Origin of the sequence: Solimonas flava DSM 18980 (assembly GCF_000426685.1) — a bacterium.
GTDB lineage: Bacteria > Pseudomonadota > Gammaproteobacteria > Nevskiales > Nevskiaceae > Solimonas > Solimonas flava.
The window spans coordinates 55,185-72,138 of record NZ_AUFV01000011.1; the positions used below are offsets into that span (position 1 = coordinate 55,185).

At 68.4% G+C, this 16,954-nt stretch carries 16 protein-coding genes; 5 read left to right on the top strand and 11 right to left on the bottom strand.

The window, feature by feature from the left end; genetic code table 11:
* Nucleotides 1-98: 98 nt before the first annotated feature.
* On the bottom strand, nt 99-1,910 hold the full coding sequence (locus K343_RS0112815) for a PhoX family protein (RefSeq protein ID WP_028008424.1): 1,812 nt from the start codon (nt 1,908-1,910) through the stop codon (nt 99-101).
* A 248-nt stretch (nt 1,911-2,158) separates the two neighbouring features.
* Here K343_RS0112815 and rimO point away from each other — a divergent pair, with 248 nt between their 5' ends.
* Nucleotides 2,159-3,499 carry a 30S ribosomal protein S12 methylthiotransferase RimO gene (gene rimO / locus K343_RS22005; protein WP_043112735.1) on the top strand — a complete coding sequence of 447 codons (1,341 nt, stop codon included), beginning with the start codon at nt 2,159-2,161 and terminating at the stop codon, nt 3,497-3,499.
* A gap of 12 nt (nt 3,500-3,511) precedes the next feature.
* Here rimO and K343_RS0112825 read toward each other — a convergent pair whose 3' ends face one another.
* The gene (locus K343_RS0112825; RefSeq protein WP_028008425.1) at nt 3,512-3,916 is read right to left on the bottom strand and encodes a GFA family protein; all 405 of its coding nucleotides are present in this window, start codon (nt 3,914-3,916) and stop codon (nt 3,512-3,514) included.
* Between the two features lie 101 nt (nt 3,917-4,017).
* A complete protein-coding gene (locus K343_RS0112830; protein WP_028008426.1) occupies nt 4,018-4,917 on the bottom strand; it encodes an AEC family transporter in 900 nt (299 codons plus the stop codon).
* Nucleotides 4,918-5,298: 381 nt separating this feature from the next.
* Here K343_RS0112830 and K343_RS22010 point away from each other — a divergent pair, with 381 nt between their 5' ends.
* Nucleotides 5,299-5,877, top strand: coding sequence for a type 1 glutamine amidotransferase domain-containing protein (locus K343_RS22010; protein WP_043112736.1), 579 nt, complete (start codon nt 5,299-5,301; stop codon nt 5,875-5,877).
* Nucleotides 5,878-5,890: 13 nt separating this feature from the next.
* On the opposite strand, the gene K343_RS0112840 is transcribed toward K343_RS22010, so the two are convergent.
* The 7 genes from K343_RS0112840 to K343_RS0112870 form a co-directional block, all read right to left on the bottom strand.
* Nucleotides 5,891-7,084, bottom strand: coding sequence for a LuxR family transcriptional regulator (locus tag K343_RS0112840; RefSeq protein ID WP_028008427.1), 1,194 nt, complete (start codon nt 7,082-7,084; stop codon nt 5,891-5,893).
* A gap of 341 nt (nt 7,085-7,425) precedes the next feature.
* Complete coding sequence (locus tag K343_RS0112845) at nt 7,426-7,731, bottom strand: cyd operon YbgE family protein (RefSeq protein WP_028008428.1); 306 nt, start codon at nt 7,729-7,731, stop codon at nt 7,426-7,428.
* Nucleotides 7,728-7,844 (bottom strand): cytochrome bd-I oxidase subunit CydX, encoded by a 117-nt coding sequence (gene cydX, locus K343_RS24090; protein ID WP_020650968.1) that lies wholly within the window; start codon nt 7,842-7,844, stop codon nt 7,728-7,730. The genes K343_RS0112845 and cydX overlap by 4 nt, the downstream gene beginning before the upstream one ends.
* Before the next feature lie 13 nt (nt 7,845-7,857).
* Nucleotides 7,858-8,994, bottom strand: coding sequence for a cytochrome d ubiquinol oxidase subunit II (gene cydB / locus K343_RS0112855; protein WP_028008429.1), 1,137 nt, complete (start codon nt 8,992-8,994; stop codon nt 7,858-7,860).
* Between the two features lie 10 nt (nt 8,995-9,004).
* Nucleotides 9,005-10,561, bottom strand: a complete 1,557-nt coding sequence (locus K343_RS0112860) for a cytochrome ubiquinol oxidase subunit I (protein ID WP_028008430.1) — start codon at nt 10,559-10,561, stop codon at nt 9,005-9,007.
* On the bottom strand, nt 10,558-10,761 hold the full coding sequence (cydP, locus tag K343_RS24865; protein ID WP_028008431.1) for a cytochrome oxidase putative small subunit CydP: 204 nt from the start codon (nt 10,759-10,761) through the stop codon (nt 10,558-10,560). The genes K343_RS0112860 and cydP overlap by 4 nt, the downstream gene beginning before the upstream one ends.
* Nucleotides 10,762-11,022: 261 nt before the next feature.
* Entirely contained in the window at nt 11,023-12,369 is a 1,347-nt protein-coding gene (locus K343_RS0112870; RefSeq protein ID WP_051278346.1) for a sigma-54 interaction domain-containing protein, read from the bottom strand.
* Between the two features lie 189 nt (nt 12,370-12,558).
* Between K343_RS0112870 and K343_RS0112875 the strand changes: the two genes are divergently transcribed.
* The 3 genes from K343_RS0112875 to K343_RS0112885 are packed head-to-tail and all read left to right on the top strand — an operon-like array spanning nt 12,559 to nt 15,957.
* Nucleotides 12,559-13,443 carry an MBL fold metallo-hydrolase gene (locus tag K343_RS0112875; RefSeq protein WP_028008433.1) on the top strand — a complete coding sequence of 295 codons (885 nt, stop codon included), beginning with the start codon at nt 12,559-12,561 and terminating at the stop codon, nt 13,441-13,443.
* Between the two features lie 25 nt (nt 13,444-13,468).
* Entirely contained in the window at nt 13,469-15,139 is a 1,671-nt protein-coding gene (locus K343_RS0112880) for a bifunctional protein tyrosine phosphatase family protein/NAD(P)/FAD-dependent oxidoreductase (RefSeq protein ID WP_028008434.1), read from the top strand.
* On the top strand, nt 15,139-15,957 hold the full coding sequence (locus tag K343_RS0112885) for a sulfite exporter TauE/SafE family protein (RefSeq protein WP_028008435.1): 819 nt from the start codon (nt 15,139-15,141) through the stop codon (nt 15,955-15,957). The genes K343_RS0112880 and K343_RS0112885 overlap by 1 nt, the downstream gene beginning before the upstream one ends.
* Nucleotides 15,958-16,126: 169 nt before the next feature.
* Here the strand turns inward: K343_RS0112885 and K343_RS24545 are convergent, their stop codons facing one another.
* Complete coding sequence (locus K343_RS24545) at nt 16,127-16,846, bottom strand: hypothetical protein (RefSeq protein ID WP_154662559.1); 720 nt, start codon at nt 16,844-16,846, stop codon at nt 16,127-16,129.
* Nucleotides 16,847-16,954: the final 108 nt, after the last annotated feature.

Sequence of the window (16,954 nt, forward strand, 5' to 3'; positions counted from 1 at the left end):
CGGGCGCCGCAGCGCCCTTGCTGTGATTCTTGCGCGATGCCGTGCGCCGGACACGAAAGAGGGCGCCGCAGCGTCCTTTTTCGCGACCGCGGTCCGGCTCAGGCGCCGACCGGCTTGCCGTCCTCGCGCCGCACGACGATCGTCGACGAGCGCGCCGGCAGCTCGGCGCTCGGCCAGCTGCCGTTCGGGTGCTGGATGTTGATGAAGAAGGTCTTCAGGTCCGGCGTGTAGGCGATGCCGGTGATCTCGCAGCCCTGCGGACCGACCAGGAAGCGCTTCGACTCGCGCGTGCTCTGGTCGATCGCGTACATGGCGTTGTGGCCGAACACGTCGACATTGGTCTTGCCGGAGATGCCGGAGCTGCCCGGCACCGACATGTCGGTCTGCACCCACAGGCGGTTTTCCGGATCGACGCGGATGCCGTCCGGGCTCGAGAACGTGTCGCCGTTGATGTCGCCGACGAGGTTGCCGGTGTCGTTGGCCAGCGACGGGTCGCCGGCGAGCAGGAAGATCTCCCACGCGAAGCTCGTCGCGTCCGGTGCGTTGCCGGCTTCGTTCCACTTGATGATCGAACCGTGGCGGTTCGACACGCGCGGATTGGCGGCGTCGGTGACCTTGCGGCCGGAGTTGTTGGTCAGCGTCGCGTAGACGGTCTTGTCCGGACCGACGGCGATCCACTCCGGACGGTCCATCAGCGTCGCGCCGGCGACGCGCGCCGCGGCCTTGGTGTTGATCAGCACGTCGGCCTGCGTGGCGAAGTCGATCGTGACCGGCGTCTGCGGGCCCTGCGTGGTGTTGCCCGGATCGGTGGCGCCGACGACCAGGCCGTTCTGACCCTGCACCAGCGCGATCCAGTCGCCGCTGCCGTCGGCATTGAAGCGCGCCGCGTACAGCGTGCCCTCGTCGAGCAGGTTGGTGTTGGCGGCGCGGTCGTTCGGATTGACCTTGGCGCTCGGCACGAACTTGTAGATGCAGCCCGGGGTGCTATCGTCGCCGAGGTAGACGGCCAGCGTGTTGTCGCTGCCGAGCAGGTAGGCGGTGTTCTCGTGGTCGAAGCGGCCCAGCGCGGTGCGCTTGACCGGCAGACCGGCGAGCTCGCCGCGCGGGTCGATCTCGACGACCCAGCCGTAGCCGAGTTCCGGCTGCGCGGGATCGAAGTAGTTCTCGGTGGTTTCCTCGCAGGTCAGATACGTGCCCCACGGCGTCGCGCCGCTCGCGCAATTGTTGAGCGTGCCGACCACGGTGCCGCCGACCGCGTCCGCGGCCGGGCCGCTGACGCGGTACAGGGTATTGCCGGTATAACGCTTGTTGTACGGCGAGTTCTTCTTGACCTGCCACTTGCCGTTCGAGCCGAGCTCGACCTCGATCACCGAGACGCCGACCGCGGACAGCGCGAGGCGCTTCTGCTCGCTGGTTTCCAGCGAATCGACGCCGCTCAGCATGATGGTGTCGTCGAAGTTCTCGTGGTTGATCGCCAGCAGGCCGCCCTTGTTCGGGCTGACGCCCGGCAGCTCGAAGAAGTGCATGCCGTCGTGGTTGCCGCCGGCCTGCAGCTCGGTCTCGGCCGAGGACTGCGGCGTGCCGGCATAGGCGACGGCGCCGGCGGCGACCGCGTCGCCGGCCGAGAACAGCACGTCGACGGTGTAGCCTTCGGGCACCGTCACCGTATCGAGCGTGTTGGCGTCGACGGCCTTGAAGCCGACGTTGTAGTCGGCCGACGACGAGCCGTTGTCGTCGTCGCTGCAGCCGCTCAGGCCGGCGACGCCGAACACGGCGAGCAGCGAGGCGCCGAGGCCGCCCTTGAGCACTGTGCGGCGGCTGAGCGAGGCGCGGACGATGTCGTCGAGCATCTGCCCTTCGACGTGGATGGGGGCTTGCGGCTTGCGGTACTGATCGGTGAGGTGCGACATGGCGGGCCTGGCTCCGTCGTGCTGGGTTGGCGTGAAAAAAGCGATGCCCGCACGCTAGTCGCCGACGATGAAAAGGCCGGGACGTTTTGAAGAAAGCCGGGACGGTCGCACGACAGCCGGCCGACAGACGAGCCGCCGGACGGCGCAGCGGCAGCGCCCCGGAACCCCTAAACTACGCGCCCTTCGCCGTCCACCCGCCGCTGTCCATGGCCCGCACCGCCCCCGCCCGCCGCCGCGCCGGCGCCGCCCTGAAGCCCGCCGCTCCGAAAGTCGGCTTCGTCTCGCTCGGCTGCCCGAAGGCGCTGGTCGATTCCGAACGCATCCTCACGCAGCTGCGCGCCGAAGGCTACGAAACCACGCCGACCTACGACGCCGCCGACGTCGTCGTCGTCAACACCTGCGGCTTCATCGACGACGCCGTCGCCGAATCGCTCGACGCAATCGGCGAGGCGATGGCCGAGAACGGCAAGGTCGTCGTCACCGGCTGCCTCGGCGCCGGCCCCAAGAGCCAGATCGTCCGCGACAAGTTCCCGGACCTCTTGTCGATCAGCGGCCCGCAGGACTACGCCTCGGTGATGCACGCGGTGCACGCCGCGGTGCCGCCGGCGCACGATCCGTTCTTCGACCTGCTGCCCCCGCAGGGCATCAAGCTGACGCCGAAGCACTACGCGTACCTGAAGATCTCGGAAGGCTGCAATCACAAGTGCAGCTTCTGCATCATCCCGTCGATGCGCGGCCGCCTCGCCTCGCGGCCGGTCACCGAGGTGCTGAACGAGGCCGAGAAGCTGGTCAGGTCCGGCGTGCAGGAACTGCTCGTCATCTCGCAGGACACCTCGGCCTATGGCGCCGATCTGAAGTACGCGAGCGGCAAGTGGCGCGACAAGGAATACGAAACGCGCATGCTGGGTCTTTGCGAAGGCCTCTCGCAGCTCGGCGCCTGGGTGCGCCTGCACTACGTCTATCCGTATCCGCACGTCGACCACATCATGCCGCTGATGGCCGAGCGCAAGGTGCTGCCCTACCTCGACGTGCCGTTCCAGCACGCCTCGCCGAAAGTGCTCAAGGCGATGAAGCGCCCGGCCGCCGCCGAGGACACGCTCGAACGCATCCGCGCCTGGCGCACGATCTGCCCGGACCTGAGCATCCGCAGCACCTTCATCGTCGGCTTCCCCGGCGAGACTGAAAAGGATTTCGAGCTCTTGCTCGACTGGCTCGACGAAGCGCAGCTCGACCGCGTCGGCTGCTTCCGCTACTCGCCGGTCGACGGCGCAACGGCGAACGCCCTGCCCGGCCAGGTGCCGGACGAGGTCAAGGAAGAGCGCTACCACCGCTTCATGGAAAAGCAGCAGGCGATCAGCGCCGCGAAACTCCAGAACAAGATCGGCCAGACCATCGAAGTGCTGGTCGACGAAATCCACGACGACGCCGCGAGCGTCGGCCGCTCCTGGGCCGACGCGCCGGAAATCGACGGCAAGGTTTACATCAAGGGCCTCGGCGCGAACGGCAAACTCAAGGCGATGCCGGGCCAGCGCATCAAGGTGAAGGTCGTCGACGCCGACGATTACGATCTGTTCGCGACGCTGGCCTGAGGACGTCGCGCCTCAGAGAGGCCGCGTCTCGGCCGGCGTCTCCGACCAGCGGTTGTGGCGGCCGTCGGCGTACCGGATCGGCGCGGCGATCAGTTCCTCGGCCGTGACATCGTCGAGCGCGCCGAGCTGCACCGAGACGTAATCGCCGCCGATCTGCTCGATGTGGCCGCGCCCGAACGAGCGCACGCCGCAATGCCGGCAGAACAGGTGATGCGCGCTGTTCGTGCCGAACTGGTAGTCGCTCAGCGCGTCTTCGCCGGCCAGCAGGCGAAAGGCGTCCGGCTTGATGATCGCGCTCCAGTTGCGCGTCTTCGTGCAGATCGAGCAATTGCAGCGGCCGGTGCCGGCGCCGAGATCGATGTCGGCCTCGAAGCGGACGGCGCCGCAGTGACAGCTGCCGTGATAGGTCTTCTTCATCGCGCGCTCCTGAAGTGGGGTGCCGTCGCAGCGGCACGCACATGCTGGCGCAGCGCTGCTGCCAGCATGCCGTCAGGAGTGTCGAGGCACCAGGCGCGCGCTCAGCCGAGCGCCCAGTTCCACAAGGGCACGGTGACGAAACCGAGCAAGGTGCCGACGCCGAGCAGCGTGTTGGCGACCGGCGGATCGAGGTTGTGCTGGTCGGCGAGGATCGCGGCCGAGACCATCGGTGCCATCGCCGCCTCGAGCACGGCGATCGTCAGCGGCAGGCCGCGCATGCCGGACAGCAGACCGAGGCCGAGCACGATCGCCGGGATCAGCAGCAGCTTGTAGGCGACGCCGAGGCCGACCGCGGTGACGCGATCGCGGCCCAGATGCAGATGGAAACGCAGGCCGACGACGAACAGCGCGATCGGCGTCAGCGTCTGCGCGACGCGCGACAGCACCTCATCGATCATCTCCGGCCACTGGCCGAGGACACTGACCATCGTCGCCACGACCAGCGCGATGAACGGCGGAAAGAACGCCACGCGCCTGACGATCTGCGCGGCCTGCGGCCGCTGGCCGGCGTACAGCGAGGCGACGACGATGCCGCCGGCGGCGAGCGCGATGAAGCAGCCGCCCTGATCGGCGACGACGGCAAGCGCGAGACCCTCGCGGCCGCGCAGCGCCTCGACCAGCGGATAGCCGATGAACGAGGTATTGCCGAGGCCGGCGACCAGGATCAGCGCACCGATGCGCTCACGCGACCAGTTCAGGCGGCGACCGAGCCGGTCGAACAGCACCCAGGCGAGCCCGAACACCAGCCACTGCGACAGCACCAGATAGATCAGGTGCAGGTCGAAATGCACGCGCGGGATCAGCTCCAGGATCATCGCCGGCAGCGCCACGTTGATCAGCCACCAGTTGAGCCCGGCGGCGAGCCCGATCGGCGGGCGCGCGTAGCGCGCGACGAGGACGCCCAGCGTCAGGCAGACGATGAGCAGGACGAAGGAGGTCATGGCGCGCGATTTTACGCCATGCGCCGCGCCTTCAAGACCGGCGCGGCGCGACGAACCGCGAACTTTCGGCGCCGGATGCTGCCCAACAGGGAGACGCCCCGGCAAGGCCCTCCGGTCGAAGCCGGCGGCGTCGCCCGCGCGAGGCACCGGCGCGCCGGCCGGCCTCGCATCGGTTCCACTGATCTGCACGGAGGAACGCCGATGAACACCCGCAAGCGCAAAGCCGACGCCGACGCTGAGCTCGACCGCGAGCTCGAGAACACCTTTCCCGCCAGCGACGCGCCGGCATGGGGCGGCAGCGCCGAGGAAAGCCGCCGCCGGGCCGCGGCCGGACCGCCGCGGCGCAAGTCTTCCGGTGCGCGGGCGCTCGAAAAGGGCGGCCTGCACGGCAAGACGTTCGCGATTCTCGCCGCCGACGGCTTCGAGCAGTCGGAGCTGATGGAGCCGAAACGCGCGCTGCTGGCGGCCGGCGCGGCGGTCGAGATCGTCGCGCCGCATCTGGGCGCGCTGCGCGGCTGGCGCCGTCACGAGTGGGGCGACGAGGTGCAGGTCGATCTCGACCTGCAGGCCGCCAGCCCGTCGCGCTACGACGGCCTGGTGCTGCCGGGCGGCGTGCTGAACGCCGACACGCTGCGTACCGAGCCGCGCGCGGTCAGCTTCGTAAAGGACTTCTTCGCCAACGGCAAGCCGGTCGCGGCGATCTGCCACGCACCGTGGCTGCTGATCGAGGCCGATGCCGTCGACGGCCGCCGGCTGACGTCCTGGCCGTCGCTGAAGACCGACCTGCGCAATGCCGGCGGCGAATGGGTCGACGAGGCGGTGGTGGTCGACGGCACGCTCGTCACCAGCCGCAAGCCGGCCGACCTGCCGGCGTTCAACGAGGCGATGACCGGCCTGTTCGCGCAGCACCAGCGCCGCGCCCAGGCACGCACCGTGATCGCCGCCGGCGACGTGCCGTAGCGGGAGACCGCGCTCAGGCCAGGCCGAGCACGCTCTGGTGCAGCAGGCGCACGAGCGCCGCCTGCCGCGTGACGCCGGTCTTGCCGAACACAGCCTGCAGGTGCGTGCGCGCGGTGTTGCGGCCGATGCCGAGCTGCGCGGCGCTGTCGTCGAGCGTGTGGCCGGCGGTCAGCAGCAGGGCCAGCGTCGCCTCGGCCTGCGTGAAGCCGAACAGGCGGCGTGCGAGTTCCAGCGCCGACGCCGCGGCGCCGGCCTCCGGATCGCGCAGGAACACGGCGACCGCCGGACGCTGCCGGCTTTCGGAGAACGGCCCGGGCGGCATCGGCCGCACCAGCAGGCTCAGGCGGCCGCGGCCCGAGGGCCGCGTCACCGACATCGCCTCGGCGGGCACGCCGCCGCCGCCCGCTGTCGCGCTGTGCAGCGCGCTGCGCAGCAATTGCTGGAACTGGCGCCGCTCGGCGCCGTGCTCGAGCAGCAGCTCGCGCGCGCCGGCAGCGATGCCGTCGCGCTCATCGAGGATGCGGCGCGCTTCCGGATTGAGATCGAGCAGCGCGCCGTCCTGGTCGAGACTGACGACGCCGAGCGCCATGCGATTGACCGAGCCGGCGAACAGCGCACGCTCGCACTCCAGGGCGTCGAGCCGCGCGTGCAGGCGGATCGAGCGCTTCACGTGCGGCGCGATCATGCGCAGCAGCGCCTTGTCGGCGGCGCCGAACGGCGGCGCGTCCGGCGCGCGCGTCGCGCGCAGACGGCATTCGAGGCCGTCGCGTGAATAGAGGTCGGTGCCCATCAGGTGGCGGATGCCGAGCGGCCGCAGGTAATCCTGGAAGACGGCGCTGTTGCGCCACGGGCGGCCGACGAAATCCTCGGGCGTGACGACTTCGCCTTCCGGCAGTCCGACGAAGGGGTCGACGGCGAAGAAGTGCGTCTGATACGAGCGCTGGCTCTCCAGCGTGATCTGTCCGGTATGAACCATCACGCCGGCGTTCGCAGGCGACGGCGGCCGCATGATCAGTGTCACGTGCAGCGCACCGAGATGCTCGCGCAACATTTCCATCGCCGTCTGCAGCGGCGGCGTCTCCAGCGGCCCGTCGTAGACCGCGCTGAGCAGCCGGTCGAGGAACGCCTGCTGGGCGCTGTCGGCGACGACCGCCGACAGCGGCATCGCCGGCGCGCGCACCGGTCTGTGGGCAAGAGCTGCCGGCATTGACGTTCCTCCTCCGCGAACACCGAGCGGGCCGGTCGTCGCGGCCGTGTCGCCTCGATGGCGACAGGCCCGCGATACGCCGGCGCGTGTATCGGTCGAGGTTTATCAGCGGCGGCCGGCGGCCAGATCATCCAAAAGGATGAGAGGCGGTCGCGGCCCGGCGATCCGGCGGCGATCTTGCTGCGGGGACGATCCAGGCCCGCGAGCCGGGCCGCCCCGCATCAGGAGAAGAGAGAAGAAGAGAAGAAGAGAAGAAGAGAAGAAGAGAAGAGAACGTACGGGAAGCAGTACGCACCGCGCCGCACGCAAGGCAGATCGGCGCCGTCACGGCGCCGATGCCTTCAGCCCAGCAGACCGCGCAATGCACCGCCACCGCTGCGCAGCACCACCGCGGCGAGCGCGCCGGCGCAGGCCCAGCCGGACAGCAGCCAGCGCGGCAGCGGATGGCGCGGAATGAAGCCGACGCCGCGCGTCAGACCCGCGGCCATCGACCAGCAGGCCAGCGTCGCCGCCCAGTGATCGGCCTTGCCCTGCGCGTCGATGAGCAGGCGCGGATAGGCCGTGATGGCGAGCATCAATCCGACCCCGACCGCCAGCGCCAGCCAGGACTGGCGCGGCGGCTGATCGGGCTCGCCGGTGGCGCTCACGAATGCTCCTCGGAGCCTTCGCGGCGCGCCTCCTCGTTCTCACCCCACATGGCGTTGAGGATCGCCAGCAGGACCGCGAAACCTACACCCAGCACCCACGCGAAATACCACATCGTGCTTTTCTCCTTAGTAAGCGCTGTGTTCGTCGCGCTTGATCCGCTCGACGGTGACCTTGCCGCGCATCACGCGATAGGCCCAGCCCGTGTAGAAGATGATCAGCGGCATGAAGATCAGCGTGGCCCACAGCATGATGCCCAGCGTCAGGTGGCTGGAGACGCTGTCCCAGACCGTGAGGCTGTGATTCGGATCGGACGACGACGGCATCAGGAACGGGAACATCGACACGCCGGCGGTTCCGATGACGCCGACGATGGCGATCGACGAGGCGATGAAGGCCAGGCCGGTGCGCCCCGCACGCGTCAGCAGCATCGCCAGCACGCCACCGGCGAAAGCCAGCGCCGGCACCAGCATGGTCAGCGGCGCCTTCTGGTAGTTGGACAGCCACGCGCCGGCGTGGCGCACCACTTCCTTGGCGGCCGGATTCGGCAGCGCGTTCGGATCGATCGTCGAGGTGATCGCATAGCCGTCGAGGTGCGCGACCCAGAAGCCGGCGGCCGCGAAGCCGAGCAGCATCACCGTGCCGGCGCCGTAGACCGCGGCGCGCGCGCGTGCCGCCAGCGGCTCCTCGGTGCGGTGCGCCAGATAGATGCCGCCGTGAAAGACCAGCATCGCGCTCGACACCACGCCGCACAGCAGCGCGAACGGATTCAGCAGCTGCCAGAAGCTGCCGGTGTAGTACGGCACGAGCAGCGAGTTGAAGTGGAACGGCACACCCTGCAGCAGGTTGCCGAAGGCCACGCCGAAGATGATCGGCGGCACCGTGCCACCGACGAACAGGCCCCAGTCCCAGGTGCGGCGCCAGGTCGGATTCTGCAGCTTGCTGCGGTAGTCGAAACCGACCGGGCGGAAGAATAGCGCCCACAGCACGGCGAGCATCGCCCAGTAGAAGCCCGAGAACGCAGTGGCGTAGATCAGCGGCCAGGCGGCGAAGATCGCGCCACCGCCGGTGATGAACCACACCTGGTTGCCGTCCCAGTGCGGGCCGACCGTGTTGATGACGACGCGGCGCTCGATATCGCTGCGGCCGACGAAGGGCAGCAGCGTGCCGACACCCATGTCATGGCCGTCCATGATGGCGAAGCCGACGAGCAGGACGCCGACCAGCAGCCACCAGATCAGTTTCAGTGTTTCGTAGTCGAACATGGCAATTCCCTTAGTGCGCGATGGCGTCCGAGTCGTAACGGCCGGTGCCCAGGCTGCCCGGGCCGAGCCGCGCGAAGCGCACCATCAGGTAGACCTCGACGATGAGCAGCACCGTATAGAAGCCGATGAAGCCGGCCAGCGAGCCGTACAGGCTCCCCACCGACAGCGTCGACACCGACAGATGGGTCGGCAGCACGCCGTAGATCGTCCACGGCTGGCGGCCGTATTCGGCGACGAACCAGCCGAGTTCGCAGGCAATCCACGGCAGCGGCAGCGACCACAGCGCCCACTTCAGCAGCCAGGCCTTGTGCGCGCACTTGCCCTTGACCGTGTACCAGGCGGCGATCGCGAACAGCGCCAGCATCAGAAAGCCGATGCCGACCATCAGGCGAAAGCCCCAGAACATCGGCGTGACGCGCGGAATGGTGCTGTCGACCGCCTTGGCGATCATTTCCGGCGTGGCGCTGTCGACGTTCTCCGTGTAGCGGCGCAGCAGCAGGCCAAAGCCGAGATCGGCCTTGTGCGCGTCGAACGTGGCACGCGCATCGGCGTCGCCCCGATCGGCGCGCAGGCGCTCGAGCGCCTTGACGGCCTCGATGCCGGAGACGATGCGATGGTGATTCTTTTCCTTGATCTCGGCGATGCCCGGGATCTCCTTGCTGACCGAGCGCGTGCCGATCAGGCCCATGACCCACGGAATCTGCACCGCCCAGTCATTCTTCTGCTCGGCCTCGTTCGGCCAGGCGACGAGGTTGAATGGCGCCGGCGCCGGCTCGGTCTCCCACATCGCTTCGAGCGCCGCCATCTTGGTCTGCTGCGCCTCGCCGACCGTGTAACCGGACTCGTCGCCGAGCACGATCACCGAGCACACCGACGCCAGGCCGAACGCGGCGGCGATGCGGAAGCTGCGCTTGGCGAACTCGACGTCGCGGCCCTTGAGCAGATACCAGGCCGACACCGACAGCACGAACATCGCACCGGTGACGTAGCCGGCCGAGACCGTGTGCACGAACTTGGCCTGCGCGTCCGGGTTGAAGACCACCGCCCAGAAGTCGGTCAGCTCCATGCGCATGGTTTCGAAGTTGAACTCGGCGCCGACCGGGTTCTGCATCCAGCCGTTGGCGATCAGGATCCACAGCGCCGACAGGTTGGTGCCGACCGCCATCAGGATCGTAACGAGCAGATGCTGCGGCTTGGACAGGCGGTCCCAGCCGAAGAAGAACAGACCGATGAAGGTCGATTCGAGGAAGAAGGCCATCAGACCTTCGATCGCCAGCGGCGCGCCGAAGATGTCGCCGACGTAGTGCGAGTAGTACGCCCAGTTGGTGCCGAACTGGAACTCCAGCGTGATGCCGGTCGTCACGCCGAGCGCGAAGTTGATGCCGAACAGCTTGCCCCAGAAGCGCGTCATGTCTTTGTAGACGACCTTGCCGGTCATCACGTAGACGCTTTCCATGATGACGAGCAGCCAGACCATGCCGAGCGTGAGCGGCACGAAGAGGAAGTGGTACATCGCCGTCGCAGCGAACTGCAGGCGGGACAGATCGACGAGATGCTCACTGATCATGGGCGGATGCTCGATGGAGAAGAGGGGGCCACGACCGGCTCGCTGCCCAGCAGCGTTTCGCCGGCACGATCGCTGTCGACCGTCACACGCTGATGGTTCACGAAAAGGCTCCACAGCGCGACGATCGCGACGAGCTTGAGCACGACGATGACGATGATGTGGCGCAGCAGGCGCTTGTCATCGAGGCGTCGGTCAGGCATCGCGGCAGCCGGTGGATGGAGTGACTTCACTTGAGCTCAGCAGTTCGCGGAACGAAAACCCGTGCAAGCATGCAGCCTCGGACGGGATACCACCATGATCGAAATCAAGTCCGCGCGTCCTTGCCGGACATACGCATCGAGAACTCCGATCTTTTTTAGAACAGCGCTTTCGGCACGTCATTGCAAGTGGACAGATTGTCGCGCATCCGTCATATCCGGTCGCCGACGCGTGTCCGCACCGCCTGACGCAGGCGCTGCCGATCAGTCCGATTGCAGGCCGCGCAGCCGTCGATAGAGCGTGCGCTCGCTGATGCCCAGATGCGCAGCAAGCTCGCTGCGCGAACCCTCGAACGTCGCCAGCGCGCGCATCAGCGCGGCCCGCGAGGCTTGCCGCCCGCCGCCCGGCCGGGCCGAGGCCAGCGCGGCCGGCGCCTGCACCACGTCCGGCGGCAGGTCACGGACGCGGATCGTGCCGTCATCGGCGAACAGGCGCGCGCGCTCGAGGATGTTGCGCAGCTCGCGCACGTTGCCGGGGAACGCGTAGTCGTGCAGCACCTGCAGCGCCGCATCGTCGATGCGCAGCCGCTGGCCGCCGCCGATGCGGCGCAGCAGGCTGTCGACCAGCAGCGGGATGTCGTCGCGCCGCTCGCGCAGCGACGGCAGATGCACCGGGAACGCGCTGATGCGGTAGTACAGGTCCTGACGGAAGGTCTGCGCCTCGACCATCTCGCGCAGCGGCTTGTGCGTGGCGGCGACAAGACGGAAATCGGCGCGCAGCGTGTCGACGCCACCGACGCGGCGGAACGTGCCGGATTCGATCAGGCGCAGCAGCTTGACCTGCATCGGCAGCGGCACGTCGCCGATCTCGTCGAGGAACAGGGTGCCGCCGTGCGCGGTCTCGGCGAGGCCGATCTTGCGCTGGTTGGCGCCGGTGAACGCGCCGCGCTCGTGACCGAACAGCTCGCTCTCGAATAGCGCCTCGCTCAGGCCCGTGCAGTCGACGATCACCAGCGGTCCGCGCGCGCGCGGACTCGCCTCGTGCAGCGCGCGCGCGAACATTTCCTTGCCGGTGCCGGACTCGCCCTGCAGCAGCACCGGGATCGACGCAGGCGCCGCGCGCTGGATCGCCGCCAGCGCCGCGTTGAAGGCTTCGGAGCGGCCGACCAGGCCGCCGCCGTTCGGCTGCGCCGAGGCCGTCGTCAGGCTGGTCATGCGCTCGACATAGGCGACCACTTCGCCGCGCGAATCGAGGATCGGCCGCAGCTCGACGTCGACATGCTCGGGACCGCGCGGCGTGTGATGCACGTGCAGCACGCGATCCGGCGCACGGGTTTCGCGCGCGCGCTTCATCGGACAATGCTCGCCGGCCAGGTCGCAGGGCACGCTGTAGAGATGCGAGACGCGGAAGCATTTCTGGCCGAGCACACCCTGCGGCTCGGAGACGCCGAACTGCCGCTGATAGGCGGTATTGGCGGCGAGAATGCGGTACTCGGTGTCGAGTACGATCGACGGCGCGGCCTCGTGCTCCAGGAACGAGACGAGCGCCTGCACCGCCGGCGCATCGGGCGACGGCAGGGGGGCGGACGCGCGGCGGGGCGGCGTGCTCATGGTGACGGCAAGCCTGCCATAGACTGCCAGCTGCTGCCACAGCAGCTGCCATCTGGCGGCCGCCCGGACCGCCTCCAGCCCGACCCCATCATGAAAAAATCAATTTAAACAAGGAAAAAGGCGCTTCTTTCGACTGGCATGCGACTTGATTGTGGCAGTCATTCCCCTGATCGCGCCGGAGAACCCGCGATGGCCACCGAATCCCGCCTGCTGGTCGAGGGTCATTTCGATCCCGCGACCTCGACCGTCAGCTACATCGTCTTCGACCGCTCGACGCAGCAATGCGCGATCGTCGACAGCGTGCTCGACTACGACCCGAAATCCGGTCGCACCTCGACGCGCTCCGCCGATGCGCTGATCGCCCGCGTGCGCGAACTCGGCGGCACGGTGCAGTGGCTGCTCGAAACGCACGTGCACGCCGATCACCTCTCCGCCGCCGCCTACCTTCAGCAGCAGCTCGGCGGCCAGATCGCGATCGGCGACCAGATCCGCACCGTGCAGCAAGTGTTCGGCAAGCTGTTCAATGCCGACAGCCGCTTCGCGCGCGACGGCAGCCAGTTCGATCACCTGTTCCACGACGGCGACGCCTTCCAGATCGGCTCGCTCAGCGCCAAGACCCTGCACACGCCGGGACACACGCCGGCCTGCATGACTTACGTGGTCAGCGACGGCGACGAGACCGTGGCCTTCGTCGGCGACACGCTGTTCATGCCCGACTACGGCACCGCGCGCTGCGACTTCCCGGGTGGCGACGCGCGCACGCTGTACCGTTCGATCAACAAGGTGCTGAGCCTGCCGGCCGACACCCGGCTCTACATGTGCCACGATTACCAGCCGAACGGCCGCGAGGTGCGCTTCGTGACCACCGTCGCCGAGGAGCGCGCGCACAACATCCATGTACGCGACGGCATCAGCGAGGACGCCTTCGTGACGATGCGCACGACGCGCGACGCGACGCTGCAGATGCCGGTGCTGATCCTGCCGTCGGTACAGGTCAACATGCGCGCCGGCCATCTGCCGGAGCCGGAGGACAATGGCGTGCGCTACCTGAAGATTCCGCTCGACGCGATCTAGACCACGACAGCCGGGACTCCGACACATGCAGCTTCGCGCCCTCAGCGACACGCTCTTCGTCTCCGCCCAGATCCAGGTTGCCGACCTGCCGGCCGTCGCCGCGCAGGGCGTGCGTACGCTGATCTGCAACCGGCCGGACGGCGAAGGCGCCGATCAGCCGACGCACCAGGAACTCGCCGAGGCGGCGGCCGCCGCCGGTCTGCGCCTGCATTACCTGCCGGTGGTCTCCGGCCGCGTCGACGACGACACCGCCGTGCTCTTCGGCAAGCTGCTCGAAACGGCGGACCGGCCGATCCTCGCGTTCTGCCGCACCGGCATGCGCTCGACGACGCTGTGGGCACTGTCGCAGGCCGCGCGACAGCAACCGGTCGAGGCGCTGGTGCAGCGCGCGCACGAGGCCGGCTACGACCTCGGCGCGATCGGCGATCGTCTCAACCGCTGCGGCGCCGGCGCGGCGACGCGCACCGACGCGCGGCACACGGTCGTGATCGTCGGCGGCGGCGCCGCCGGCATCGCCACCGCTTCGAGCCTGCTCGCGCGCGACCCGAAGCTCGACATCGCCATCATCGACCCCGCCGACACGCACTACTACCAGCCCGGCTGGACCCTGGTCGGCGCCGGCGTGTTCCGGCCGGAGACGACGGCGCGCAGCATGGCGCGGCTGATCCCGCGCGGCGTGCACTGGATCAAGGCCGCGGTCGCCGGCTTCGAGCCCGAGAACAAGGTGGTGATCCTCGAAGGCTGCCGCGTCGTGCGCTACGAGATGCTGGTCGTCTGCCCGGGTCTCAAGCTCGACTGGACGGCGATTCCCGGCCTCGCCGAGAGCCTCGGCCACCACGGCGTCACCTCCAACTATCGCTACGATCTCGCGCCCTACACTTGGAAGCTGGTGCAGGAGCTGCAGCGCGGCCGCGCGCTGTTCACGCAGCCGCCGATGCCGATCAAATGCGCCGGCGCGCCGCAGAAGGCGCTGTACCTGTCCTGCGACCACTGGCGCCGGAACGGCCGCCAGGGCGCGATCAAGACCGAGTTCCTCAGCGCCGGTGCGGTGCTGTTCGGCGTCGCCGACTACGTGCCGGCGCTGATGGAATACATCCGCCGCTACGAGGTCGAACTCAGCTTCGGCCACACGCTGACGGCGGTCGACGGTCCGCGCCAGGTCGCGCGCTTCGCGCGCACGCGGCCCGACGGCAGCCAGGAAACCGTCGAGCGCGAGTTCGACATGCTGCACGCCGTGCCGCCGCAGACGGCGCCCGACTTCATCCGCAGCAGCCCGCTCGCCGATGCCGCCGGCTGGATCGACGTCGATCCGGCGACGCTGCAGCACCGTCGCTACGCCGACATCTTCGGCCTCGGCGACGCCGGCAACATGCCGAACGCCAAGACCGCCGCCGCCGCCCGCAAGCAGGCGCCGACCGTCGCGCACAACGTCATCGCCGCGCTCAAGGGCCGGCCGCTCAACGGCCGCTACGACGGCTACGGCTCCTGCCCGCTGACCGTCGAGCGCGGCAAGATCGTGCTCGCCGAGTTCGGCTACGGCGGCAAGCTCAAGCCGAGCTTCCCGGCCTGGCTGCTCGACGGCCGCAAGCCGACGCGCGCCGCCTGGCTGCTGAAGGAACGCCTCCTGCCGCCGCTGTATTGGGAGGCGATGCTCAAGGGCCGCGAGTGGCTGGCCAAGCCGGAGTTGGTCGGCTGATGCCGCAGCACCTGCTGCTGCCGCCGGCGCTCGGCGCCGTGGTCGGGCTGATCCTGGCGCTGACCGGCGCCGGTGGCGGCATTCTCGCCGTGCCGCTGTTGGTGTTCGGGCTCGGCCTGTCGATGACCACGGCGGCGCCGATCGGCCTGCTCGCCGTCGGCCTGTCGGCCGCCGTCGGTGCGGTCATGGGCCTGCGCCAGGGCATCGTCCGCTACCGCGCCGCGGCGCTGATCGCGACGATCGGCGTCGTCGTCGCGCCGCTCGGCCAGTGGCTCGCGCATCGTCTGCCGAACGCCCCGCTGGCGATCGCCTTCGCCGCCGTGCTCGCCTACGTCGCCGTGCGCATGCTGCGCCAGGCGCACATGCATCTGCGCACCGGCGTCGCGCCGGAGCCGCGCAACATGCGCCCCTGCGTCGTCGACCCGCGCGACTCGCGGCTGCACTGGACGCGCCCCTGTGCGCGCGCGCTGGCCGGCACCGGAGTGGTATCCGGCCTGCTGACCGGCCTGCTCGGCGTCGGCGGCGGCTTCGTCATCGTGCCGGCGCTGAACCGCAACACCGATCTCGACACCAAGAGCATCATCGCGACCTCGCTCGCGGTGATCGCACTGGTGTCGATCGGCAGCGTCGCCAGCGCCACCTGGTCCGGACAGATGCAATGGACGCTCGGTGCACCGTTCGCCGGCGGCGCCGTGCTCGGCCTCGTCGCCGGCCGCCTCGTCGCGCATCGCATCGCCGGCCCGCGCCTGCAACAGGCCTTCGCCGTCGTCGCGCTGATCGCTGCGGCGCTGCTCGTCTGGCGCGCCGTGCGCGGCTGATCCGAGCAATTAAAGTCGTAGACTTGCGAAGTCGATAAATCAACAAGTTAGCTTTGTCGAAGCCAGCCACAAAGTCGAGGACTCGCCCACGACGTGTAAGAGACCGATGCAATTAAAGTCGTGGACTGACAGCATTACCACCCAGCGCTTGATGTGGTGGCGGGTCACATCATTGCGAGATTGGCCTGTGGTCGATACACAGAGTGCGGGTATAGCCGCGTTCCGGATCTGCAAAATCTTCCGAATGCATGCGCACGTGCCGTCCGTCAATCACGGTATCGGCCTGCCCCCTCTCGCAAACCAACTCTTGTGACGCGGAGGGTTGGACGGCAGCAACGAGCAGCGCTTCGCAGGCTTGCACGAAACGTGCATCGGCGGCCTCGCCACGCGCACGATCATTGACATGGAGGCGCAGTGTGAGCCGCTTGACTGCTTTCTCATCACCCTCGACGTAGGACGCGAGATTGTCGGCAAGGATGCCGTCATCAAGCTTCAGCATCGTGGATCCCGCCCTCCATTCGCCGCCGACGATGGGATGGTAGTCACCGGCGCCTAAACCCAGACCAGAGAGAAATGCCGTTGCTTGGTACGGACTCCAGCCGAGTTCAGCAGGGACCGTCGGCGGGTACTTCTTCTTCCTCTGTCGCACCTTGACGTCCGTGATGATTTTGCGGATGTCCGCGCGGCTCTCTGGGCGGAACAGCCCCACATCGCGCTTCCAGCGCCGTAGGCCTTCGAGGTCGAGACGGAAGCTCAAAACCGTCTGCCACAGTGCATATCGACGCAGCGACTTGTCTCTTAGGACCCAGGCAGTGCCAGCGAGCGTTTTTTCGTAAAGCATGAGCACACTAACGACGTACAGATACGGAAGAAAAGCCAGCGACAGCACGACGGGAATGCAAAATTCGCGGAGATTCGCGAGGTTTGCGAATCCCTCGAGATCGCCCGCTGCTTCGTAGACGCTGTGGCCGACTAGCAGAAGGCCGACGATGATCGA

Excerpts from the sequence above, each read along its gene's own strand:
- K343_RS0112825 (WP_028008425.1), bottom strand. The coding sequence starts at position 3,916 with ATGAAGAAGACCTATCACGGCAGCTGTCACTGCGGCGCCGTCCGCTTC.
- K343_RS0112880 (WP_028008434.1), top strand. The coding sequence starts at position 13,469 with ATGCAGCTTCGCGCCCTCAGCGACACGCTCTTCGTCTCCGCCCAGATC.
- K343_RS0112830 (WP_028008426.1), bottom strand. The coding sequence starts at position 4,917 with ATGACCTCCTTCGTCCTGCTCATCGTCTGCCTGACGCTGGGCGTCCTC.
- K343_RS0112885 (WP_028008435.1), top strand. The coding sequence starts at position 15,139 with ATGCCGCAGCACCTGCTGCTGCCGCCGGCGCTCGGCGCCGTGGTCGGG.
- cydP (WP_028008431.1), bottom strand. The coding sequence starts at position 10,761 with ATGCCTGACCGACGCCTCGATGACAAGCGCCTGCTGCGCCACATCATC.
- K343_RS0112870 (WP_051278346.1), bottom strand. The coding sequence starts at position 12,369 with ATGAGCACGCCGCCCCGCCGCGCGTCCGCCCCCCTGCCGTCGCCCGAT.
- K343_RS0112815 (WP_028008424.1), bottom strand. The coding sequence starts at position 1,910 with ATGTCGCACCTCACCGATCAGTACCGCAAGCCGCAAGCCCCCATCCAC.
- cydB (WP_028008429.1), bottom strand. The coding sequence starts at position 8,994 with ATGTTCGACTACGAAACACTGAAACTGATCTGGTGGCTGCTGGTCGGC.
- K343_RS0112860 (WP_028008430.1), bottom strand. The coding sequence starts at position 10,561 with ATGATCAGTGAGCATCTCGTCGATCTGTCCCGCCTGCAGTTCGCTGCG.
- cydX (WP_020650968.1), bottom strand. The coding sequence starts at position 7,844 with ATGTGGTATTTCGCGTGGGTGCTGGGTGTAGGTTTCGCGGTCCTGCTG.
- K343_RS0112840 (WP_028008427.1), bottom strand. The coding sequence starts at position 7,084 with ATGCCGGCAGCTCTTGCCCACAGACCGGTGCGCGCGCCGGCGATGCCG.
- K343_RS0112875 (WP_028008433.1), top strand. The coding sequence starts at position 12,559 with ATGGCCACCGAATCCCGCCTGCTGGTCGAGGGTCATTTCGATCCCGCG.